Below are 22,051 nucleotides of genomic sequence, written 5' to 3'. Positions count from 1 at the left end.
ACTTTATCTATGTATCTTATCTATTAGAGATTGAGATAGATCCCATAAATTATCTGCTAAATCTCCTCTTTGGGCATCATTACTGATATCAGTCTTTTCAAAAATAAATTTTCCTAATGAAATAATTTTATTACTATAGTAATTGAATCCAGGTATTCTATATATACATAAGCAAGCTAGATTGCTTAGAAGTAAACCTGCATTTTTATTTGATGTGGTTATTCTTAAAATATCTCTAGCTAAAAAAGCAAATAATATTTGTCCTAATTCATTGTATTTTCTGCTGTATCTAAAAAATCCTTGGTTATCTCGAGAGATAACCAAGCCTGGAGCCCATGCAATAACTGGTATTGATAATTTCTTGCTCACCAAAATATCACTTAACTTTCTTGCAAAAAGAATATTACATAATTTACTATCTTTATATGCTTTATCAGCATTAAATTTATTTCCATCAATCATTTCAAAACCTGCACCAAATTCTAATCCTTTTAAATTTCCCAAGCTTGCCTTTGCTCCTACTTTACCTCCACCACTATTAGGATTATGAACTTCTGATGAAGTAATAATTATTTTCGGATCATTTTTCTTATCTATTAAAGGTAAAATCTTTTGTGTAAGATAGAAATGTGATAAATGATTGACTGCAAAAGTTAATTCAATCCCCTGCATTGACATTCTAGGTTTTTTTGAGCCTGTATATTGCAGACCAGCATTCAAAATTAAAACATCGATATTCACACATTTAATTTTAAGTTCAGCACATAGAGAATCAATGCTTTTCAAATCAGAAAGATCCATTATAGGAGTATAAACCTCACCTTTATTAGATAATTTAACTGGAGATTGGTTAAATATATTAGACAATACTTCATTCGCTCTAGAAATATTTTTACAAGGTAAAATTATATTATGACCAAGAGAAATTAATTTTAAAACTGCTTCATAACCTATACCTGACGTACCACCTGTTATAAAAATAGTCAGAGGTTTTTCTTTTATTAAAGTATTTGCTTTTTCATTCATAAATGTTTAATTTAAATATTAAATGATTTTGGAATTTAATAAAATTGTTTATTATTTGAATTTTCAATCAAAAACTCTTCATACATTTTAAAAATGAAATAAAATCATTAAGTTGATAAAAAACATTAATACAATTCATTGTTAATGCCATCACGAGCTATTGTTGATTCTATAGGCATGGGTGTTTAAAGTGGTACTCCAAGGAGAAAGTCAAATAACTAATTTTTATTTTAAGAAATCAAATCCCAATTTTCGACTCCAAGTAAAAGGAAATAGCGATTTTTCTAAAGGGGAGCCATGAGCACTAGTGCATTAAAAGATGCTCTAGTACTAGGCTCAGGCCCAGGCGCTTTATCAATAGCGGCAGCATTAGCGATTGAAAACTTAAATGTTGAAATCTTGTCGGAGCAATCGCCAGATGAACCTTGGCCCTTCACTTATGGGATTTGGGGGGAAGAGGTTGACGAGCTTGGTCTAAGTCATTTGCTTGAACATAGATGGGTAAACACCATTAGTTATTTTGGTGAGGGAGACAAAGATCCAACTTCTAAAAAGAATGAAGTGACAAAACATAATAGAGATTATGGGCTTTTTGATAAAAACAAATTACAAGCTTATTGGTTAGAGCAATGCAATAAGGCTGAAATAGAGTGGCACAAAGGATCAGCAATCAATTTAGAAACAAATCAATTAATAAGCACAGTTAAAACATCTAACGGAAAGGAACTTAATGCTCGCGTGGTAATTGACGCAACTGGCTACAAACCTGTTTTTATTAAGTCCCAGAACCAAGGGCCTGTAGCCGTTCAAACTTGTTATGGGATCGTGGGTGAGTTCAACGCACCCCCTGTCGAGAAAGATCAATTTGTTTTAATGGATTATCGTTGCGACCACTTGAATCCAGAGGAGAGAAAAGAAGCTCCAACATTTTTATACGCTATGGACATGGGAAATGGAAAGTTTTTCTTAGAAGAAACATCATTAGGGCTATTTCCTCCAGTCTCTCTTGATGAGTTAAAAAGAAGACTGGAAAAAAGATTGGAGACTCGGGGTTTAGAAATAAAAAGTCTTGAACATGAAGAGCATGGTTCATATCTGCCAATGAACATGCCTATCCCTGACCTAACGCAACCAGTGCTTGGATTTGGCGGTTCTGCTGGGATGGTTCATCCCGCATCGGGATACATGGTTGGCAGCCTTTTAAGAAGAGCTCCTAAAGTTGCCAAAGCCCTTGCATTGGCAATGAAAGACCCCAAAGCATCCTCAGCTTTATTAGCAAAGCAAGGTTGGCAAACCTTATGGCCATCAGAACTTAGAAGAAAACAAGCTATTTATAAATTTGGTTTAGAAAAATTGATGCGGTTTGAAGAGAAGTTGCTAAGAGGATTTTTTATAGAATTCTTTAGTTTACCTAACAAACAATGGTATGGATTCCTTACAAATACCCTTAGCCTTAAAGAACTAATATCTGCAATGTGGAAGATGTTTAGAAAATCACCCTGGACTATCAAACAAGGCTTAATGAATATGCATGGTAGAGAATTAAATTTATTATTTAAAGCATTAATAGTTAGTAATAAATGAGAAAAATCCTTATAAGTGGAGCAAGTAGAGGGATAGGAAAAGCGATCGCATTAAAATTACTGAAAGAAGGACATTCGTTAAGCCTAGGAGTAAGAAAAAAAGAAGATTTAATCAATACAGCCTTAGATCCAAAATTAAACAATTCAGATACTTTTTTGGTACACACTTATGATGCCACTGATCAAAATTCATCAAAGGAATGGGTAGAGAAAACAGTCAAATCTTTTAAAAATATTGATACTATTATTCATTGTGCTGGGATATTCAAAAGAACAAATTTATTATTTAATGATAATGAAATGAAAGATATTGAAGATATTTGGAAAGTCAATGTGATGGGGCCATGGATATTAACAAAATATTCTTGGAAGTATTTATCCCTAAGTAATTCAGCACGAATTATTGTATTGGTATCAATGAGTGGGAAACGATCAAAAGGTAACTTAGCAAGCTATTCAATGAGTAAGTTCGCTTTAATGAGCTTATGTCAAACCATGAGAAATGAAGGATGGGAAAATGGTATTAGAGTGACAGCTATTTGCCCAGGCTGGGTAAATACAGACATGGCAAAAGAAATAAATAATTTTCCCAAAAAAGATATGATACAGACAAATGATATTGCAAGTATTTGTACAAATTTACTTGATTTACCAAACAGTTCAGTTCCTTTTGAAATTACACTCAATTGTCAACTCGAAACAACCATTTAGAAGAAAAGGAATTATTTATTAAATAGGATTAGTAGTTTTCTTAAATGTATTCAATACTCCCAGAATTGCCTTACGGAGATATTTGTGAAAATAATTTCTATAAAAACTTCCTATAGCTTTACCCACTGAATACGTTCTTTGTATGAGACCAACAATAAAGTTAAAAAGCCACAAACAAACCAAAACCGTAAGAGCCAAAGAAGCTATTGAATAAACCTTATCAAGCTGTTCTTGTATTGGTTCTAAGAATTGAAGATACTCAGAAATGTTCATACTTGCCAAAGGTTATTACCTATTAAATATACTTATAGCTATAATTTGATAATCAAGCAAGAAGTTATAAATTATATGTATAGAAATAAAAAATAATTGTATAGATTAAAAGGGAATAGAAAGGCGAGAAAAAGTATATAGAACATATGAAACCGAAATCATAGAAATGCCAATAGAAAGGCCTTTTAATCTGTTAGAAACTGTCGAAAAAAGTGCAAGATCATCAGTGTCATAACCTCCAAAACTACCAATTATTGCAAGTGTCCACATAGGTAGAGAGGAAAAAAATATTGAAAGGGATAAACTAAGTATTAGCATCTTATTAATAAAGAATGAAATCAAAAAAGTTATAGCCGCAAAAAGCAAAGATCCATTCAGTCCTATTCTTAACTCATCGTTTAAGCTTTTTGGGAAATTACTTTTGCCCTCTAAATGTTTTTTACAATTATTAACTTCTGATTCAGATAAACGAAAGTAATTCGTATCTGGGATTCTTTTTTTCTTATAAAGCCTTAGCAATCTTACCTCAAAAGATTTGGGGTCATTGGTTTTGAAAGAAGAAATTATTTCCCCTGGTTTCATTTTACTAGCCTCACTTTTCAAATTAGTGGTACATCCGAGTTTATATAAATCACCATTTTTCATTAAATAAACAAATCCTGACATAATTTAATTTTCTTGAGAAATAAAGAGTTTGGAATATAAAAATAATGGATTATATTTTTATAGTAAAATATAATTTCCAAAGAAAATCATAAAGGATATACTTGTGAAGCATATTCTATTTACGATTTATAAGATTGACTAATCATATCAAGGCATAGGACGCATGATGATTTTAACAGTAAAATTATGAAGCACAATATTTTATATAGCTTTAGACGATGTCCTTACGCAATCAGAGCTAGATGGGCTTTATTAAATACGAATCAGGTAGTGGAATTGAGAGAGGTCGAACTAAAGAACAAGCCTATTGAACTAATTCAAATTTCTAAAAAAGCAACTGTACCTGTATTAAAGACTAGTTTAAATAAAGTAATTGATGAGAGCTTAGAAATAATGATATGGAGTATTAAAAAATCAAATAGGGATGAATTATTTGGTAATATTAATAATAATAATGAGAATTCAAAAGAAATATTTAGCCTTATAGAAACAAATGATACAGTATTCAAATATCATTTGGATCGGTTTAAATATGCATCTAGATTCAATTTTGAAGAGTCAGCAACTCATCATGATGCCTGCATGAAAATACTTTTATCTTTAAATAACAGATTAAAAGAATTTTCAAACAAAGGTAAACCTCTATTTCTTGTTGATGCAAAAGAAACGTTAGCTGATTGGGCTGTCTGGCCATTTGTCAGGCAATTTAGAATAGCGGACATAAAAAAGTTTGATCAAAACAATGAAATAAAATATTTACGAAGTTGGTTAAATTATTTTTTTACTCATAAAAAGTATCCAATAGTTATGAAAAAGTTTGAACCCTGGAGCAAGCTAAATGAGCCTATATTTTTCGGAAAGACAGGAAGTGAATCATTCTGAAGCCCTTCTTTTGTCAATTATTCTTGATAACTCTAAAAAATAACCAGCCGTACAAAATTTACCTAGATTTCTATCTCTATTTCCTATATCGCTCCTAAACTCTGCAGTCTCTGCCATGACTAAATCCAACTGATCCTGTGGCAACTCATAGAGCTCTCTTAATTCAATCTCTTTTCCAAGTAGATGACTTTTAAACCATTTTTCTTTTAATTCTTGAGGAGGTATATCTTTGTAAATTTGTCGGTTCATATAAAGAAGGTAAATAATTTATTAAAACTAATATTTATACAAATTATAACTTTAGTTGAGTATATTAATTGTCATGCTGATGCTTTTGTATATTTTGACTGCAAAGATATTGCGATTACGCATAAAGACAATGAAATTAATCCACAAAATTCTGTCCACCCTTTAAGCCCAAAATTACTAATAAACAAAGGAGCTATTACAGTAATTAGGCCTCCAGAAAGAAGTGGTTGAAGAAATAATTGCTTTATAGAAAACACAGGTAGGGTATTAGTAGAATTTCTAGGATCAGCCAATCTCAAAAGTAATAGTCCACTAGCTGCAACTCCAGTTGAATTTCCAAACTCTGCTATTGCTCTTTCAAACCACTCTTCTCTAAAAAATATCCTAGAAAAAATCAACATCCCAGCAAGATTCCAAATCAATCCACCAATGGCTAAAATAGTAATAGGGATCCAATAGTTAATCAATAACGGTAAATTTAATCCTGCCATGGCGGTAATGATAAGTAAATCTGTTGAAAGTATGCCAATTTCACGCTGAAAAAGTGATGAGACTAATTTTGTATTTCCAGTTTTTTCTAAGAAAAATCTTATAAAAAATGATCCCATTAAAGCCAAAGGAAATACCGGGAAAGCTAATATCACTTGCTTACTTATTTCTCCCAAATATGTAGAAGATAGCCTTAAAAAATATAGTAAAAAGATGCCAACCAACACTGCTAGTCCTGCTAAAGCAAAATTATATAAAAGCAATTTAAGTTGTTCAATTGGTTTAAATTCCAACTCAATGTCATTTAAATCATCATCAATGTCTTGTTCAGCAGGTACTAGCCATCCAAAAAATCTACCCATAACAACTAGTCCACTCCCTAACAAAGTAGACGCAAGTAGCCCTACAGTTGCCATTGCAAATCCGAGGTCTAATCCTTCAGGAAAGCCTAACTTCCTAAAACTTTCTCCCATTATTGCTGCAGCTCCATGTCCTCCTTCAAAGCCAACTTCAATAATGCATCCCATTAGTGGGTCTACTCCTAGATAAGGAAGTAGAAATGACAACACAATTATACCTCCGACAACATATTGACCAAAGCCAAGTAAAAGTCCCAACAATGCCTGTGAGGCTACTGGTTTCCATAAAACACTAACTCTTGGAATAGGTCTTCCAAGCATTAAGGTTGCAAAGACTAAAGTAAGCAATGGAGTTGGTAATTGCATCCAGGTATCCAGAACCCTTTCTGGTAATAATGAAAAAGGTCCATAAGGACCAATTAAAAAACCTAATGCTCCTACTAAAAGGGCTATTGGAATACCAAATCTTTCCAACTTCATCGCAGAATCCAATCTTCTACCAAGGGTTAAAAGAATCCCTATAATTCCAAGCAAACCCAATGAGAGGACTAATGTTGGGATTGCATTGGTTTTATATAGGTCTTCTAAACCTAAAAAAGGCAGACTCATCTATTAACAAGATTACGGAAGTAAATGAAAATCCCTAAAAAAATAATATCCCATATGAATATTCAACATCGAATGTAAATTTGATTCTTATTATATCTCAATCAAATCATTTTCTTAGATTTAATTATTAGTAAAAATAAGATAAGTTTAGTATTAGAAATCGATTAAATAACTTTTTAAGAAATATCAAACTAATAATAAAGCTAATTTATTTTAAATTCTTAAATAATGAACAATTAATAAATACAATCTCAATAAAAAAGCCCCAAACAAGTGGGGCTTTTTTTTAAGTTAAATTTATTTAACTATTTTAATGATACTGAAGCAGTATCAAGATTACTTAAGGCACCAGTTACTCGTTTAAAATCAAATCCCATTGCTCTTAGAGCATGCCATAAATGACCTTGAATAAAGAAAAATCCAAAGTAGTAATGAACATTAGCTAGCCAAGCACGAGAAGTATGAGCTCCATTTGGAAGATCAACAGTGTCGATCCAATAAGGAGAAATTCCAAATTTAAGTGCTAATGGTTCTCCAAACCATTCAACAGGGTAAACAGTGGTATTTGTTGCACTCCAGAATGCTGCGACCACTGCCATCCAGCCAATACCAGCTAGTGACCAAGAAAGAATAGCTTCTGCAGAAAGAAGCCCAGCTCCTTTGAACTTCGTATATTCTCCAACTTGCTTAGTAGCGATATGGAAAGCACCACCAGTAATTTCTAAGAAAGCCAAGAAAGCATGACCTCCCATAACATCTTCCAAACTATCGATAGTTAAGAAGTCAAACTGATGATCCCAGATATGACTCAAGTTAAGGTCGTATTCAACCGGACGAATAGCACCAATAGCAGGATCGTAGATCCCATGAATTCGCGCCCATTCAACAAACCAAATACAAGCTACACCGAAGAAAATCAAATGATGTCCAAGGATGAAAGTCTGGTTATCTGGGTTGTCCCATTCAAGCTTGAATTTTCTGGCCTGTGGCACAGAAGATTCCTGCATGTCACTCGAAAAAAGAAGAGAATGCATCAATCCACCTGCCCCATAAGCCATGGATCCAACTAGATGACACACAGCGACTGCAACAACCGCACTTCCACCAACAAAGGCTCCAGTTTCATCGAAACCAATACCCAAAGCTGCTAAATGAGGAAGCGCAATTAAAGGCTGATGACCCATTGGTACGGAAGGGTCAAATCTAGCCAATTCAAATAACGTGAAGGCACCAGCCCAGAAAGCAATCAAACCGGTATGAGCGGCATGAGCAGCAATAAATTTGCCTGAACGGTTGGTGACCCCTGAGTTACCAGCCCACCACCCGTAGGTGACTGCTGAATTTCCATAGGTCTGCATTAGAAGTGCTATTTTTCAAAACCGAACAGAGAATACTGCAATTTCATCGAATACTCATGCAACAGAAAGAATCTGTAAATTTTTTTTATTATTCAAATCCTATACAGATAAAAAAATATCAAAAAGAGCAGGTTTTAAACAATAAAAAAATAGACAGCCAACGAGAGGTAAAAACAAAATCAAGTGAATTACCGAACTAAGACTTTTTAATTAAAGAATTAATTGATACATAAAAAGAATTTATATCAGGCATTCGAGACCAATCCATTCTTATAATCAATATAAATTCATCCAAATATGTAATTAATATAAAAGATTAAATTGGTCTCATTATTTATAACTATTAAATAGTTAAATCCTTTTGGATAACAAATCATGAACTTCAATCCATTTAATAGTCTAGAAATGGAGACAGAAGACCACTATAGAAAGAAAGCGAATGTTTATAGAACATCGCCTGAATACGGAAAAATGATTTCTCTTTATCCAATTCTGGAGACGTCGATAAAAGATTGTAAAGGTGAAAATTTAGTAGCTTAAAAAGCTAATTCTTAAATATCGAATTTACAAAAACTCTAATTTATTTCTTTAGGCTGCTCTTTGAGCACAGGATTCATCATTGTTCTGCCAATATTCAATAACTTCTTTACATCCCCTTATAAAATAAAATACTTTTGGCTTCCATGGTAATTGATTAGGATCATTTGAACTTCGCCAGTGAAATCCTGGCTTTAAATAACCCCTTTCTCTCATAACCTCCAAAGATTTTTCATCTACTCTTAAAACCTCACTAGCTTCTTTCTCTGACAACCACATTGATGCTTCTATCATTCTTGAGCAAACGAGTATCTTTCTTTTAACGTAAAAAGCCAGACGAAGAAAGCTCAAGATGTCACATTAAAAAGCAATAAATAACAAAATTATACTTCAATTGCATAGAAATCTTAGATAAAATATTAATCAAACCTGCTTAAACCAAGGCCTAATAATATTTTCACTTATAGGTATTGTCAAACCAGAATCAAAAGATGGATTGAAAAAGTCATTAGTTTTCACAAAACTTTTATTATTAACTAATTTAGAAGGTTCTCTATGATTTATTTCATCCCATCCAGGTTCCCAATTAGATAAATCAACCAATTGAGACCACGGGACTTTCACAACCACAGTCGAGTCAAGTACAGACATCAAAATAACCCATCTGCTTGGCAATTCTCCACCATAATTTATTGCAACAAAATGGACTTGTCCATCAATGTAAGCCTTACTCGTCCATGCTTTTACTGGAGGCCAAATCATAAAATTAAATAATTAATAGTAATTAATCTAAAAATAATTTTTTTAGCATTTCTTATATACATTTTAACACTTATATATTATTATTTTCCTTTTTTATTTTTATATATTCTTCTCTGATTGATTTTAGTAATGCCTTCTTCTTTCTCATTATTTTATTCTTTTCATTAAAGTCTATTTCAAGTCTCTCTTGCTTTGTTAAATTCATCCAATTATTCATTTCAAATTTTTCATTTGATTGTTCTCGTAGTTTTTTTTTCTTCTTTTTGAAAAGAAATTTAAAGAGCATTATTTTTCCTAAAATTAAATTAATTAATGGCATCAATTCAGTTTGATTTATTTAAGCATTAATCATAGGCATATTATTTTTCTATGAAGATATTTTAGTTCCCCTCACCAAGCTTCCACAGATTTATGCCTGTATTCTCAATTTCTTGTCGATTTACAACCGATCTTGTATCAAAAACCCAAGCTGGTGATCTCATCAAAGTAGCTAAATAATTCCAATCAAGGCCAAAGAATTCATCCCATGCAGTAAGAATTAAAACCGCGTCAACATTTTCCAATGCTTCTGGAATGGAATTGGCCATTTTCCAAATTCCTTGATTATTAAATGAAAATTTTTCAAAATCTTCCTCTATTCTCTCAACTGAAACCTTAGGGTCATAAATTGATAAAAACGCTCCTTCTTCGATTAGGTCACTGGAAATTCTTATCGCAGGAGATTCTCTTGTATCATTGGTGTTTGCTTTAAAAGAGAAACCGAGTATTGCTATATTTTTTCCATTAACAGTACCAAAAAGCTTCTCTAGGACAATTTTATAAATCCTATCTTGCTGCCAAGTATTAAGCATCACAACTTGATTCCAGTAATTAGCAACCTCTGGCAAACCAAAATATCCACTTAAATAAACTAAATTCAAAATATCCTTTTTAAAGCAGCTTCCACCAAAACCAGGTCCTGCACTAAGAAATTGATTACCTATCCTTTTATCTGTTCCTATTGCTTTTGCAACTTCCTGAATATCAGCTCCAGTAGCTTCACAGAAGGCTGAAATAGAATTTATAGAACTAATTCGCTGGGCTAGGAATGCATTAGCAGCTAATTTTGAAAGCTCGCTGCTCCATAAATTAGTACAAATTATTTGTTCAGAAGGAACCCAATTCAAATAAATTTTAGCCAATGCATCTACAGCGTCATAGTTCTCTCCACCAATTAAAACCCTATCAGGTTTTTCTAAGTCATTAATTGCAGTGCCTTCAGACAAAAATTCAGGGTTCGATAAAACAGAAAAAGTTTTTGAAATTTCATTCTTTTGACTATCTTTATTTGTCGTCTTTAGTATCTCTTTTATTGCTTGTGCCGTACGAACTGGAAGAGTACTTTTTTCAATTACTATAGTGTGTCCTTTTGCATATTTAGCTACTTGCCTCGCACTAGCTTCAACCCAACTAAGATCACTCGCTTGTCCTGCTCCAAGACCTTTTGTTTTTGTTGGAGTATTAACTGATATAAAAATCATATCAGCATCAGATATAGCCTTTTCCATTTCTGTACTAAAGAAAAGGTTTCGTCCTCTTGTTCTTGAAATTATCCGATCTAATCCAGGTTCAAATATTGGCAATTTATTGAGATCTGAATCATTCCATGCATCAATTCGTTCTTTATTAATATCAACAACCCTAACTTCTATATCGGGACATTTATCTGCAATAACAGACATTGTTGGACCACCCACATAACCAGCGCCAATACAACATATTTTTTGGATTCTAATAGAGCTCATTTAAAAAAAATAATCATTTTTTAAGTAATCAACTTTTTAATTAACTGATCAAGGTCCTCTTTTGAGAAAATATATTCCCTACTCTCCTCATCCTTTTGTTTATCCCTTAATTTCTTCATCAATAACTGACCTTTAGATGCCTCATCCTCACCTATAACTAAAGCCCATTTGGCCCTACTTTTATCTGCTCGCTTAAATTGTTTTGAGAAAGATGAACCTGAGTAGTCCAATTCAATCATTAAGTTGGATGCCCTTAACTGACAAGTAATTTCCAAAGCAAGGTGGTCAGCTTTTTCACCTTTATGAATCACATAAACATCCGGAGATTTTGATTGGGAAATTTTATCTCCAGCAAGAATTATCAGCCTTTCCATTCCAATAGCCCAACCAATTGAGGGGGTTTCAGGCCCCCCCAATTCACTTATCAAGCTATCGTAACGCCCTCCGCCACAAACAGTTGCCTGAGAACCCAAGTTATCACTAGTTATTTCGAAAGCCGTATGAGAATAATAATCAAGGCCCCTAACCAACTTATTGTTAATTTCATATGGGATCTTTAAATTATCGAGTAACTCCTGTAAATAATCAAATCTAGTTTTACTACTATTAGATAAAAATTTATTTAAAGACGGAGCTTCAAGTAAAAGTTCTTTTGTTGAAGTATTTTTACTATCTAATATTCTCAAGGGATTCACATTGATTCTTTTCTGGGAATCTTGATCTAACAAATCAAATCTCTGATTAAGCCAATCTTTCAACTCTTCTTTGAAAACATTTCGATCTTCATTACTACCAAGACTATTAATTTGTAAAGTCAAATCACTCAGACCAACATCCTTTAAAAAGTCCCAAGCTATTGAAATAACCTCAGCGTCACTCATAACAGAAGCCAATCCAACAAATTCAACTCCAATTTGATGAAACTGCCTTTGCCTCCCTGCTTGAGGGCGTTCGTATCTAAACATTGGTCCTTTATACCAGAGCCTTTGGGGCCCATTATTTAATAATCCATGCTGAACAATTGATCTTGCAACAGAAGCTGTTCCTTCAGGTCTCAAAGTGCATGAACGACCTCCCCTATCGTCGAAGTTGTACATTTCTTTACCCACAACATCTGTATTCTCGCCAATACCCCTTGAAAACAAATCAGTTCGTTCAATAATCGGTGTTCTAATTTCTTGAAGTCCAGCTCGAGTAAAATGCTTGAGTGCAATTGATTCAACCTTTTGCCAGCTCTGACTTTGAGCAGGTAAAAGATCTACCATTCCTCTTAAATTCTTGAGATTGGTCAAAGTAGCTTCAGTAAAATTATTTGTTGTTTGTTTAATAGTAATTGTTTACGTAAACTGTAAAATAATAATCAATGAGTCATTCCTACTAAAGCAAATTAGTGAGACTCAATTTAGAAAGCATATTTAGCTTAATCATCTAATCGAGTAGCGCCTGAATATTTAACTAACCAAAAATTAACTCTTCTTCTCACATTAAAAGGCATTTCATTTTGAAGTTGAATTAATTCCATAGCTCCGAGCCTCTTTAGTTCTCTTGATTCAAGACTCCACATCTTTTCCGCTTCACAAATTAAACGAGCCCAACTTCTTGAATGCTGCCATTGTCTTAGACGCTTTTTCAATTCGTTACCATCAGTCTTACTTTTAACAAAGGAAAACCGACCAACTATATTTTTTTTTGTGAAATTTTTTCTCATAAATCAATCATGGAGAACACTCTAAAAAAACTCATTACTCAATACATTAAACACATAGCAAATATTTGAAATGAGTACTTTATGAAAAATCAACTTCAATCATCACAATCAACCTCATGTACTGGGAATTCTAATTTTTCAATATCCCGACGACTCATTTTTCTAGACCAAGCACCCTTAATTGAGTCATTCCACCTGAAGCCAGCGTTTTTCGCTAAATATCTTTCCTCGTAAGAGATCTCAGCGCGAATTAATACTTTTGGTTCTAACGCTCTAATCAATAGTTTTTCAAGTTCACTACATCTTTTAAAAACCTCTGCCAAATATATGCAATCTGTCAAAGCTCTATGTGCGTTCCAAACCGGGACACCATAAGCCAATGCAAGATCTCTTACAGAAGGTCGAGTCTTTAATTGTCTATCAGCGGGCCAAGTTATATCGTCCATAGAACAAATCCATTGTTTTTCAATCTGAGGCAATTTATTAAAACCGAACCATTTCATATCAAATTCTGCATTGTGAGCAACTATCACATCTGATACTCGAACCAAAGATTCAAAATATTTAATTGCTTCAGTTAGAGGTTGAGGCAATCTAGTTATTTCAGCAGGAATATTATTTATTTTTTCTGCGTTGTTATTTTCAACTGGTAAAAGAAAAGATTGCTGCGCTAACACCGATCTACTTTTGACATTAAAAAGAATCGAACCTACTTCAAGACAATCATCATTTTTATTGTCAAGACCTGTGGTTTCCGTATCCAAAATCAAGATATTCTCAGGTGAATTTTCAATACTTAAAATCTCAACACGTTCTACGTTTGATTTAAAAGAAGATCTTACTCCTAGATCTTTCTCTTTTTTACTGGGAGTATCTTTAGTTGTTCTATTTAGAAAGTCAAGCTGCTCACTCGCTTTCTGATAATTTTGCTCTTCTTTCACATCAAAATTAATTAGTCATGCTTCTATTATCATCAAAAAACCAGAGTTTAATACAAACTTAGTAGAACATTAGAAAGAAAAGATACTTATATTTAACTTATAATCTTTTTCTATTTCTCTATATAGGGTGATTCATCATTAATGAGCACTTTAAGACGTATAAGTGATGTTTTTTGCCAATGGCCATCAAGACCAGTTGGGCTGGTAGAAATAATTGGAGGTAGCTATATTTCAATAAAACCAGAAGTTACATACAAAAGACTTATTTCTGGTCTGTTACAAAAAAATTTTGCAGTTCATTCATGGAGCTATATACCTAACTTTGATCATCAACTTCAATCAAATCATGCGTGGAAACAATTCCGTCAATCTCGAAAAATTCTTGAAAAAAGAGTTGGCTGCATACCAAAATCAATAAGGCTGGGTCATAGTCTTGGATGTAAATTACATTTACTAGCACCTGATGCAGGAAGAAATTGCAATGGTTTAGTAGCTATAAGCTTCAATAATTTCAAGGCAGATAAATCTATCCCTTTTCTCAGAAAAATGTCTCAAAAGCTTGACTTTCAAAGTGAATTTAGTCCAAGCCCTGCAGAAACATTAAATCTTGTGAGAGAACACTATGAGCAAATAAATAATCTATTAATAAAATTTAAAAATGATAATCTTGATCAAAATGATTTATTACTTAAATCATTAAATGCAAGACCTTCGGATAATTCTAAGATTATGCAACTTGATGGTAATCATCTAACCCCAGTAAGCATAGGCCTAAGAGAAAAAATACTAAAGTCTAATTTGCAAAGCTATTTAAAATATAAAAAAATTGAATTAATAGTCGATCAAATAACTCACTGGAAAATTTAATATTACCCTCTTAATTTATCTAAAACTGATCTATCTTCAAGAGTACTTGTATCTCCGCTTATTTCATCACCCGAAGCTAGTGCTCTCAAGATCCTGCGCATAATTTTTCCACTTCTTGTTTTGGGAAGAGAATCAGTAAATCTAATTTCATCAGGTTTAGCAATAGGTCCTATTTCATTCACGACATGTTTTTTAAATTGTGCCTCTATATGTTCGTTCTCTACTGCACCAGTTTTCAAAGTGACAAAGGCTACTATTGATTCCCCTTTCAAAGCATCAGGTCTACCTACGACTGCAGCTTCTGAGATGAGCTCATGACTAACTAAAGCTGATTCTATCTCCATTGTTCCAAGCCTATGACCAGATACATTTATAACATCATCAACTCTTCCCATAACCCAAAAATAACCTTCTTCATCTCTTCGAGCCCCATCTCCAGCAAAATATATATAGCTTTTATCTGAAGGTTTTAAATACTCCCAGTAACTCTCTCTAAATCTTTTTTCATCTCCATAAACATTTCTCATCATTCCAGGCCATGGTCTTTTAACCACCAAATATCCACCCTCATTATTAGCTACAGAATCGCCATCTGAATTAACGACATCGGCTTCAATCCCAGGCAAAGGAAAAGTTGCTGATCCAGGTTTGGTTGGAGTCGCTCCAGGTAGAGGGCTAATCATCACTCCGCCAGTTTCTGTTTGCCACCATGTATCAACTATTGGGCATCTCCCTCCTCCAATAACATCTCTATACCAGATCCAAGCCTCTGGATTAATTGGTTCTCCAACAGTTCCTAAAAGTCTCAAACTAGATAAATCGTATTGCTGAGGAAGCTTTTCTCCAGCTTTCATAAAGGCTCTTATTGCGGTTGGAGCAGTGTAAAATATCGAAACTTTATGCTTTTGAATTACATCCCAAAATGCTCCTGGATTTGAAGGCCTAGGAACTCCTTCATACATAACAGTAGTTGCTCCATTAGATAATGGGCCATAAACGATATAACTATGTCCAGTTATCCAACCCACATCAGCTGTGCACCAATAAACATCATTTTCACGAATATCAAAAATCCATTTAAAAGTTAAATGAGACCAAAGGTTATATCCAGCAGTTGAATGAACTACTCCTTTTGGTTTACCTGTAGAGCCAGAGGTATACAAAACAAATAAGCAATCCTCACTATCCATTTTTTCTGGCAAACATTCTTCTGTTTGACTATCTACGATTTCATGCCACCAATAATCTCTACCATCATCCATAGCAATATTCTTTTTTGTCCTTTGAACAACTAAAACTGACTCGACCTTTGGACAAGCACCACCTTCCAATGCGGAGTCAACAGCGTCTTTTAGAGGGATTACTTTGTCTTTTCTAAAACCTCCATCAGCTGTAATTATTGCTTTCGCTTCTCCATTGATTAATCGGTCCCTAAGCGCCTCAGAGGAAAAGCCTCCAAATACGACAGAATGTGGTGCTCCAATCCTCGCACAAGCAAGCATTGCGATTGCAGCCTCAGGCACCATAGGCATATACAAAGCCACAAGATCTCCTTTACCAATACCTATAGACTTGAGTGCATTAGCTGCTTTGCAAACTTCTTTGTATAACTGTTTGTAGGTATATTTTTTTTGATCACCTGGTTCGCCTTCCCAAATCAAGGCGATTTTGTTAGCTATTGAACTATTTAAGTGACGATCTAAACAGTTATAGGAAATATTTATTTTTCCACCATCAAACCATTTAGCGAATGGTGGTTTAGACCAATCAAGGACTTTGTCAAAAGATTCAAACCAATGTAATTCTTCTCTAGCTGCATCACCCCAAAACTTATCTGGATCTGATCTAGCCATCTCAGACATTTCCAAATACTTAGAAAAAGATGAGATCCTACTTTTATTTGAAAAGTCATCAGAGGGGGGGAAAACTCTCTGCTCCTGAAGAACAGACTCAATAGAGTTAGAATTGTCTGAATTCATGAAAGATAAAAACAACTATTCATTTATTGCATTCAAGCTATTTCTGACCAAAACGCTTGAATAGTGAAACTCTTATTTAAAACAAATTCATAATGAAGAGAAATATTGATTTTCCTAAAGCATTTTTATTTGATCTTGATGGAGTTCTAATTGACTCAGAACCCTTACATGGACAAGCATGGAAAGAAACCGCCGCGCTTTTTGATCTAAATCTAACTTACACCCAACTAAAACTCTTGAGAGGCAGAAGAAGAATAGATTGCGCGAATGAACTGATTAAATTGATTCCTAATGGAGTAAAGGCGAAAGACTTACTAAAAATACATAAACCCATATCAAGACAACTCATCCTAACTGCAAAAGCAATGCAAGGTGGCGAGAGTTTGGTCAAAAGGTGTCATGAAAACAATATCCCAATGGCGTTAGTAACCAGTAGCAGCTCTGAATCTTTCAAAATAAAAAGTGCTCCTCATAAATGGATGAATCTATTTTCTGTAATAGTTCTTGGTGATGACAAATTATTAGCCAATGGAAAACCAGCTCCAGATCCATATCTTTTGGCCTCAAAAAAGTTAAATATTTCTCCTCAAGAATGCTGGGCTGTTGAAGATTCAATTTCTGGAGTATCTTCTGCCTTAGAGGCAGGATGTTTTGTTTTCTTTTTAAAAGAAAAACGTTATGAACTTCCAAAAAAAGAAATTTTTGATAAACACATCAATTTAAAACAAATCACCCATTTAAATGAAATTGAACAAATATTGAATGAGTATTAAATCAATAAAGTCTGCTAATAACAAATTCAGGCAATTCAAGTAATGCTTTCTTTGATGGTGAGTCTGGCAACCAAGAAATTGAATCTTTTGATTCAGAAGCAAATTTTTCGGCTAGTTCTCTTGATTTTTTGATCGCACCTGAATCTCTCACAAGAGATAAAGCCTTTTCAAGATCATCTTTTTTGGAGAATTTACCATTAATTAGTTCGCTCAGATTTGGATTCTCTTCCAAAGCGTAGAAAACAGGTGCAGTGAGATAACCACTTTGAAGATCACTCGCTGCAGGTTTGCCTAGTTGTTCATCATTTCCAGTAAAATCGAGAATGTCATCAACCACCTGAAAAGCTAAACCTAACTGTCTTCCAAAAAAATAAAGTGAATCCAAGCTCTCTTGATCTACATGAGATAAAACACCAATAGCCTTGGAGCTATTAGCAATTAGTGATGCTGTTTTACAATAACTTTTTTCTAAATAACTATCAAAGGATTGACTTGAATCAAATCTATTAAGGCCCTGCTTTATCTCTCCTTCAGCCAGATCCATAATCACCCTACTTAACAATTTAACAACATCTAAATTCTCAAGATTTGCCAAGTGCCAACTTGCTTGTGCAAATAGAAAATCTCCCGCCAGGACAGCAATCCTGGGATCAAATCGACTATGAACAGTTTCAACACCTCTGCGGGTATCAGCTTCATCAACGACATCATCATGAACAAGAGAAGCGGTGTGAATCATCTCAGTAATTTGGGCCAATTTTCGATGCTTCAAAGGAAGATCCTTTTCAGACGTCAAAGCTCTTGAAATCAATAAAACAATTCCAGGTCTTAAACGTTTACCCCCTGCACTAAAAAGATGTTCTGCAGCTGCCTGCAAGATAGGGTGTCCAGCACCTATGAGGCTGCGAAGATCCATAAGCAAAGCTTCTAGATCAAGTTCTACAGGTTGAAGAATTTCCGTGGCTGTGGTCATAAAACCGCTCTACTTTTTGATATTAAGAGACCCAACCCTTCTTCTGCAGTGAAACAAGATTAACTTCAGGAAAAACGTTTAACCAATGCTTAGCTTTATTGGGAAAGTTTTTAAGATTGGAGGTTACGTAAAACTTTAAATCAACTAAATTTTTTTTCTTTGAATACTTTCTTTCTTCTGAATCTATGAACAACTTTAATTTCAAAGAAAGAGCATCAGCAGGGTCAATCAATTTAACACTAGAGGGTAATAACTCAGTTAAAAAAGGACTTATGAGAGGGTAGTGACTACAGCCAAGAATTAAAGAATTAATTTTTTGTTTTAAAAGAGGTTGTAAATATATACCTGCGACATCAATAATCTCATCAGAATTAATATTATCCATTTCAATCATGGGAACTAATTCAGGGCATGGTTGCTCAATTACAAAGGTTTTTGGCTTGACTTCCATGATGGCATTCGTATAAGCCTTTGTTTTAACCGTAGATGGGGTTGCAAGAACACCTACCCTCGATTCCTGGATAGTTGAAGCCGCAGAGCCAATCAAGTCAAAAACAGGGACATCCAAATTTTTTTTTATTACATCCAAGGCAATTGCATTTGTTGTATTGCAGGCGACCAAAAAAGCATCAATATTTTGATAACTAAACCAAGATGATATTTCTTCAGCAATTTTCATGATTTCATGAGTTGTCTTTACTCCATAGGGAAGTCTTGCTGTATCAGCCAAATATATGAATGAATTATTGGGACATAATTCAATAACCTTTTTCAAAACAGTGAAGCCTCCAACACCGCTATCAAACAATCCAAGGCGCATATCTAATTTGAAACTATTAGATAATTCAGTATTCCTTTAGCGATAGCAAAAGAAATTTTATCCCTGTAAGCTTTTTGCCTTAATAAATCTGCATCATACATTCCAGTAACAAATCCAATCTCTACAAGAGCTGCAGGCATAGATGTTTTTCTAATTACATAAAAGCGAGATCTACGAACCCCCCTATCAGGGCTTTGGGGAGAAAAAATTAAAATTTGTTTTTGAATATTTTTTGCTAAAGAATGCCCTTTATAACCAGAGTAATAATATGTCTCTAAACCATTAACATCTTTTCGCTTTCCTCTTGTAGCATTTGCATGAATACTTACAAAAGCATCTGCTTTTGAATTATTAGCCTTGGTAACTCTTGGTTGTAGGTCTAATGTTCGCTCATAAGTTCGAGTTAAAATAGTTTTAACACCTTTATTTGTTAACAATTCTGAAACACTCTTTGAAACTTCTAAAACAATATCAGTCTCTCTTAATCCATTTATTCCAACGGCACCTGGGTCTGAACCACCATGGCCAGGATCCAGTACAACTTTATACTTTCCATATGGGATATTAGGTAAAGAGGAAACATCTAATTTTTGAATCTTTATTCTTTCATAAGTCCTTTTTATTGAGTTTCTTATAATATTACCTTCTTCAATGGAACTAAAGGAATTACTTTCTAAGCCAATAAATTTCAACTCCCATATGTTTGGTGAAATACCAATTAATTGTAATTTAGAGGCTTCTAATTCAACTGATGGAAGAAACTCAATAACAAGCCTTGTTTTACCCTTAAAGGGTTTACCTAGTCTGATTTCCTTAACTGATCCATTTCCTTTAATAGTTCTAGGGCGGGTTAATTCTCCTGGGAAATCAACCCAAACCCTTTCACCTTTATCAGTGGTTGAGGATTGAAAAAAAGCATCTAATTTAGCCCCAGAAGAAGTTCTTAATTTAAGGCTGCCGTTACTAGTTAAGGCCCAAGCGGCAAGAGCACTAGCAGCTCTAAGCGGTAAAGGAATAAAGAGACTCAAACAAAAAACAAATCCCGCAAAAAGTGCTAGTTTTGACTTTAAAGATTGATCTTTAAACATCAAACAAAAAGTTCTGCTTTTCGATGTTTTAAGCTTGGCATCTGCCCTCTAATTCTCTCAACTCTTTTTTTATCAGCAGGAGCTATTGCGGCTCCTTGAACAACTCCTGCGTCTGCGAGAACTGTACCCCATGGATCAATAACCATCGCATGTCCATGGCTTTGTCTTCTACCGTAGTGTCGACCAGTTTGTGCTGGTGCAACAACATAAGCAGTATTCTCAATAGCTCTTGCTTGAAGCAAGACTTGCCAATGATCCTTTCCTGTGAAAGCAGTAAAAGCAGCTGGGATCATTAATAAATCTGCGCCTTTATTGACCAAATCACGATAAAGCTCAGGGAATCGAACGTCATAACATATAGATAATCCTATTTTGCAAAGGCCTGGCACATCAACAACTGGAGGTGATTCACTTCCAGAAACAATTGTTTCAGATTCTCTATAGGTATTACCCTCTGGAAGATCAACGTCAAAAAGATGAATTTTGTCATATCTTGCTAAAGATTGACCATCCTTACCAAACAACTCTGCTCTGTTTAAAGTTCTTACTCCATCGCCAGCAGGAACGGGGAAACCGCCTCCAAGCAAAACGACTTGATATCTCCTTGCCATTGTTACTAAAAAACTATTGCATTTCTCATAAATTGAAGATGCAATTTTTAATTTTTTCTGATCTTCACCCAAAAATGCAAAGTTTTCAGGAAGTCCAACAAGATCAGCCCCTCTTCTTGAGGCCAACTCAATTTGTTCTTCTGCAGCATTTAGATTTGCCTCTATATCTGAGGTACTGGTTAGCTGTAAGGCCGCAGCCAAAAAATCTGACACTGAGTTAAAAAAGAAAAATAATTTAAAAGTTAGTTAGAGCGAAGTACGCCCATCTCAATCTGTTTTGGAATAATAGAAAGGTTGTCCAAAGAAGCGCAACAAGCGAAATCATCATCATGATTACCTATTCCTGCAAGTCTTTGTCCATGACTTGCAATACGTAAACATCCTTCAACATCATGCTCCCAGTTTTTCCATAGTGCTATGGAGGCTATCAATTCATCATTTAATATCTGAACCGAGTCTAGTTGATCCATTAAAAGAGAGGCTAAAGCCCCAGCTGCTAAAGAATCTTCTAAAGAGTAGGAGCCTTCCCATCCACTACCAACAATCCAAACTTCATTTGGATTATCACTTTTTAATCTTTCAGCAATAGCTTTTCTATTTGGGAGTGCCATTGTGTACAAACTTTTAGATTCTCTAACTCGATGCAGTGACCTTGTTCCATTGGTAGTACTCATAAAAACTCTTTTCCCTTTTACTCTCTCAGTTGAGACTCCTAATGGAGAATTCCCCAAGTCAAATCCATCTAATTTTTTACCTCCTCTCTCTCCAACAAGTATTTTGTCTTTATCGTCAAAAGACTTTGATTGATTTTTCAGTTCATCAACATCTGCAAACACTTGTACTGAATCAGCTCCATTTTCAAGAGCCCAGGCAATAGTTGTTGTAGCCCTGAGAACATCAATTACTACTGATGATTCAGGAATAATTCCACTAGGAACATCTCCCGCAACATAAAAATAAGAAAGTTTCATTTCCACAAAGGCTGATAACTTGCGTCACAGTA

24 protein-coding genes are annotated in these 22,051 nt (G+C 34.3%); 5 read left to right on the top strand and 19 right to left on the bottom strand.

Annotation, left to right across the window (positions count from 1 at the left end):
• Positions 1-3: 3 nt before the first annotated feature.
• On the bottom strand, positions 4-1,026 hold the full coding sequence (locus O5637_RS00375; RefSeq protein ID WP_269605131.1) for an SDR family NAD(P)-dependent oxidoreductase: 1,023 nt from the start codon (positions 1,024-1,026) through the stop codon (positions 4-6).
• Positions 1,027-1,323: 297 nt separating this feature from the next.
• Here O5637_RS00375 and crtL point away from each other — a divergent pair, with 297 nt between their 5' ends.
• A complete protein-coding gene (gene crtL / locus O5637_RS00370; RefSeq protein WP_269605129.1) occupies positions 1,324-2,610 on the top strand; it encodes a lycopene beta cyclase in 1,287 nt (428 codons plus the stop codon).
• Positions 2,607-3,320: an SDR family NAD(P)-dependent oxidoreductase gene (locus O5637_RS00365; protein WP_269605127.1), complete on the top strand. Its 714-nt coding sequence runs from the start codon at positions 2,607-2,609 to the stop codon at positions 3,318-3,320. Before crtL ends, O5637_RS00365 begins: the two co-directional genes overlap by 4 nt.
• Before the next feature lie 18 nt (positions 3,321-3,338).
• On the opposite strand, the gene O5637_RS00360 is transcribed toward O5637_RS00365, so the two are convergent.
• On the bottom strand, positions 3,339-3,593 hold the full coding sequence (locus O5637_RS00360; RefSeq protein ID WP_269605126.1) for a hypothetical protein: 255 nt from the start codon (positions 3,591-3,593) through the stop codon (positions 3,339-3,341).
• Between the two features lie 105 nt (positions 3,594-3,698).
• A complete protein-coding gene (locus O5637_RS00355; protein WP_269605124.1) occupies positions 3,699-4,259 on the bottom strand; it encodes a GIY-YIG nuclease family protein in 561 nt (186 codons plus the stop codon).
• 186 nt (positions 4,260-4,445) lie between these two features.
• On the opposite strand from O5637_RS00355, the gene O5637_RS00350 reads away from it, so the two are divergent.
• On the top strand, positions 4,446-5,141 hold the full coding sequence (locus O5637_RS00350; RefSeq protein WP_269605123.1) for a glutathione S-transferase N-terminal domain-containing protein: 696 nt from the start codon (positions 4,446-4,448) through the stop codon (positions 5,139-5,141).
• Here O5637_RS00350 and O5637_RS00345 read toward each other — a convergent pair.
• From O5637_RS00345 to O5637_RS00300, 10 genes are all read right to left on the bottom strand, one after another.
• Positions 5,133-5,390 carry a hypothetical protein gene (locus O5637_RS00345; RefSeq protein WP_269605122.1) on the bottom strand — a complete coding sequence of 86 codons (258 nt, stop codon included), beginning with the start codon at positions 5,388-5,390 and terminating at the stop codon, positions 5,133-5,135. The genes O5637_RS00350 and O5637_RS00345 overlap by 9 nt on opposite strands.
• Before the next feature lie 71 nt (positions 5,391-5,461).
• Positions 5,462-6,847, bottom strand: coding sequence for a sodium/glutamate symporter (locus tag O5637_RS00340; RefSeq protein ID WP_269605120.1), 1,386 nt, complete (start codon positions 6,845-6,847; stop codon positions 5,462-5,464).
• Positions 6,848-7,152: 305 nt separating this feature from the next.
• On the bottom strand, positions 7,153-8,205 hold the full coding sequence (locus tag O5637_RS00335; protein WP_269605118.1) for a chlorophyll a/b binding light-harvesting protein: 1,053 nt from the start codon (positions 8,203-8,205) through the stop codon (positions 7,153-7,155).
• A gap of 588 nt (positions 8,206-8,793) precedes the next feature.
• Positions 8,794-9,036 carry a hypothetical protein gene (locus tag O5637_RS00330; RefSeq protein WP_269605116.1) on the bottom strand — a complete coding sequence of 81 codons (243 nt, stop codon included), beginning with the start codon at positions 9,034-9,036 and terminating at the stop codon, positions 8,794-8,796.
• A gap of 129 nt (positions 9,037-9,165) precedes the next feature.
• Positions 9,166-9,504 carry a TIGR02450 family Trp-rich protein gene (locus O5637_RS00325; RefSeq protein WP_269605114.1) on the bottom strand — a complete coding sequence of 113 codons (339 nt, stop codon included), beginning with the start codon at positions 9,502-9,504 and terminating at the stop codon, positions 9,166-9,168.
• Positions 9,505-9,574: 70 nt separating this feature from the next.
• The gene (locus O5637_RS00320) at positions 9,575-9,823 is read right to left on the bottom strand and encodes a hypothetical protein (RefSeq protein WP_269605112.1); all 249 of its coding nucleotides are present in this window, start codon (positions 9,821-9,823) and stop codon (positions 9,575-9,577) included.
• A gap of 61 nt (positions 9,824-9,884) precedes the next feature.
• Positions 9,885-11,288 carry a nucleotide sugar dehydrogenase gene (locus tag O5637_RS00315; RefSeq protein WP_269605110.1) on the bottom strand — a complete coding sequence of 468 codons (1,404 nt, stop codon included), beginning with the start codon at positions 11,286-11,288 and terminating at the stop codon, positions 9,885-9,887.
• A 20-nt stretch (positions 11,289-11,308) separates the two neighbouring features.
• Positions 11,309-12,580 (bottom strand): histidine--tRNA ligase, encoded by a 1,272-nt coding sequence (gene hisS, locus O5637_RS00310; RefSeq protein ID WP_269605108.1) that lies wholly within the window; start codon positions 12,578-12,580, stop codon positions 11,309-11,311.
• 128 nt (positions 12,581-12,708) lie between these two features.
• Positions 12,709-12,996, bottom strand: coding sequence for a hypothetical protein (locus O5637_RS00305; RefSeq protein WP_269605106.1), 288 nt, complete (start codon positions 12,994-12,996; stop codon positions 12,709-12,711).
• Positions 12,997-13,091: 95 nt separating this feature from the next.
• Positions 13,092-13,937, bottom strand: a complete 846-nt coding sequence (locus tag O5637_RS00300; RefSeq protein WP_420063716.1) for a 3'-5' exonuclease — start codon at positions 13,935-13,937, stop codon at positions 13,092-13,094.
• Positions 13,938-14,078: 141 nt separating this feature from the next.
• Between O5637_RS00300 and O5637_RS00295 the strand changes: the two genes are divergently transcribed.
• Positions 14,079-14,804, top strand: a complete 726-nt coding sequence (locus O5637_RS00295; RefSeq protein ID WP_269605105.1) for a DUF1350 family protein — start codon at positions 14,079-14,081, stop codon at positions 14,802-14,804.
• Positions 14,805-14,806: 2 nt separating this feature from the next.
• Here O5637_RS00295 and acs read toward each other — a convergent pair whose 3' ends face one another.
• Entirely contained in the window at positions 14,807-16,783 is a 1,977-nt protein-coding gene (gene acs, locus O5637_RS00290) for an acetate--CoA ligase (protein ID WP_269605103.1), read from the bottom strand.
• 92 nt (positions 16,784-16,875) lie between these two features.
• On the opposite strand from acs, the gene O5637_RS00285 reads away from it, so the two are divergent.
• A complete protein-coding gene (locus O5637_RS00285) occupies positions 16,876-17,556 on the top strand; it encodes an HAD family hydrolase (RefSeq protein ID WP_269605101.1) in 681 nt (226 codons plus the stop codon).
• Position 17,557: 1 nt separating this feature from the next.
• On the opposite strand, the gene sds is transcribed toward O5637_RS00285, so the two are convergent.
• The 5 genes from sds to O5637_RS00260 are packed head-to-tail and all read right to left on the bottom strand — an operon-like array spanning position 17,558 to position 22,019.
• Positions 17,558-18,529, bottom strand: a complete 972-nt coding sequence (gene sds / locus O5637_RS00280) for a solanesyl diphosphate synthase (protein WP_269605099.1) — start codon at positions 18,527-18,529, stop codon at positions 17,558-17,560.
• A 22-nt stretch (positions 18,530-18,551) separates the two neighbouring features.
• The gene (gene murI / locus O5637_RS00275) at positions 18,552-19,349 is read right to left on the bottom strand and encodes a glutamate racemase (RefSeq protein ID WP_269605097.1); all 798 of its coding nucleotides are present in this window, start codon (positions 19,347-19,349) and stop codon (positions 18,552-18,554) included.
• A gap of 2 nt (positions 19,350-19,351) precedes the next feature.
• On the bottom strand, positions 19,352-20,437 hold the full coding sequence (locus O5637_RS00270) for an N-acetylmuramoyl-L-alanine amidase (RefSeq protein WP_269605095.1): 1,086 nt from the start codon (positions 20,435-20,437) through the stop codon (positions 19,352-19,354).
• Entirely contained in the window at positions 20,437-21,261 is an 825-nt protein-coding gene (locus tag O5637_RS00265) for a carbon-nitrogen hydrolase family protein (protein WP_269605094.1), read from the bottom strand. The genes O5637_RS00270 and O5637_RS00265 overlap by 1 nt, the downstream gene beginning before the upstream one ends.
• Positions 21,262-21,290: 29 nt before the next feature.
• Positions 21,291-22,019, bottom strand: a complete 729-nt coding sequence (locus O5637_RS00260) for a 2-phosphosulfolactate phosphatase family protein (protein WP_269605092.1) — start codon at positions 22,017-22,019, stop codon at positions 21,291-21,293.
• Between the last annotated feature and the right edge of the window lie 32 nt (positions 22,020-22,051).

It is taken from the genome of Prochlorococcus marinus str. MIT 0917 (assembly GCF_027359575.1).
Taxonomy (GTDB): Bacteria; Cyanobacteriota; Cyanobacteriia; order PCC-6307; family Cyanobiaceae; genus Prochlorococcus_B; species Prochlorococcus_B marinus_D.
This window is presented reverse-complemented; position numbering and strand designations above follow the sequence as displayed.

Coding starts and splice junctions, on each gene's coding strand:
- O5637_RS00375 (WP_269605131.1), bottom strand. CDS start 1,026: ATGAATGAAAAAGCAAATACTTTAATAAAAGAAAAACCTCTGACTATT.
- crtL (WP_269605129.1), top strand. CDS start 1,324: ATGAGCACTAGTGCATTAAAAGATGCTCTAGTACTAGGCTCAGGCCCA.
- O5637_RS00365 (WP_269605127.1), top strand. CDS start 2,607: ATGAGAAAAATCCTTATAAGTGGAGCAAGTAGAGGGATAGGAAAAGCG.
- O5637_RS00360 (WP_269605126.1), bottom strand. CDS start 3,593: ATGAACATTTCTGAGTATCTTCAATTCTTAGAACCAATACAAGAACAG.
- O5637_RS00355 (WP_269605124.1), bottom strand. CDS start 4,259: ATGTCAGGATTTGTTTATTTAATGAAAAATGGTGATTTATATAAACTC.
- O5637_RS00350 (WP_269605123.1), top strand. CDS start 4,446: ATGAAGCACAATATTTTATATAGCTTTAGACGATGTCCTTACGCAATC.
- O5637_RS00345 (WP_269605122.1), bottom strand. CDS start 5,390: ATGAACCGACAAATTTACAAAGATATACCTCCTCAAGAATTAAAAGAA.
- O5637_RS00340 (WP_269605120.1), bottom strand. CDS start 6,847: ATGAGTCTGCCTTTTTTAGGTTTAGAAGACCTATATAAAACCAATGCA.
- O5637_RS00335 (WP_269605118.1), bottom strand. CDS start 8,205: ATGCAGACCTATGGAAATTCAGCAGTCACCTACGGGTGGTGGGCTGGT.
- O5637_RS00330 (WP_269605116.1), bottom strand. CDS start 9,036: ATGATAGAAGCATCAATGTGGTTGTCAGAGAAAGAAGCTAGTGAGGTT.
- O5637_RS00325 (WP_269605114.1), bottom strand. CDS start 9,504: ATGATTTGGCCTCCAGTAAAAGCATGGACGAGTAAGGCTTACATTGAT.
- O5637_RS00320 (WP_269605112.1), bottom strand. CDS start 9,823: ATGCCATTAATTAATTTAATTTTAGGAAAAATAATGCTCTTTAAATTT.
- O5637_RS00315 (WP_269605110.1), bottom strand. CDS start 11,288: ATGAGCTCTATTAGAATCCAAAAAATATGTTGTATTGGCGCTGGTTAT.
- O5637_RS00305 (WP_269605106.1), bottom strand. CDS start 12,996: ATGAGAAAAAATTTCACAAAAAAAAATATAGTTGGTCGGTTTTCCTTT.
- O5637_RS00295 (WP_269605105.1), top strand. CDS start 14,079: ATGAGCACTTTAAGACGTATAAGTGATGTTTTTTGCCAATGGCCATCA.
- acs (WP_269605103.1), bottom strand. CDS start 16,783: ATGAATTCAGACAATTCTAACTCTATTGAGTCTGTTCTTCAGGAGCAG.
- O5637_RS00285 (WP_269605101.1), top strand. CDS start 16,876: ATGAAGAGAAATATTGATTTTCCTAAAGCATTTTTATTTGATCTTGAT.
- sds (WP_269605099.1), bottom strand. CDS start 18,529: ATGACCACAGCCACGGAAATTCTTCAACCTGTAGAACTTGATCTAGAA.
- murI (WP_269605097.1), bottom strand. CDS start 19,349: ATGCGCCTTGGATTGTTTGATAGCGGTGTTGGAGGCTTCACTGTTTTG.
- O5637_RS00270 (WP_269605095.1), bottom strand. CDS start 20,437: ATGTTTAAAGATCAATCTTTAAAGTCAAAACTAGCACTTTTTGCGGGA.
- O5637_RS00260 (WP_269605092.1), bottom strand. CDS start 22,019: ATGAAACTTTCTTATTTTTATGTTGCGGGAGATGTTCCTAGTGGAATT.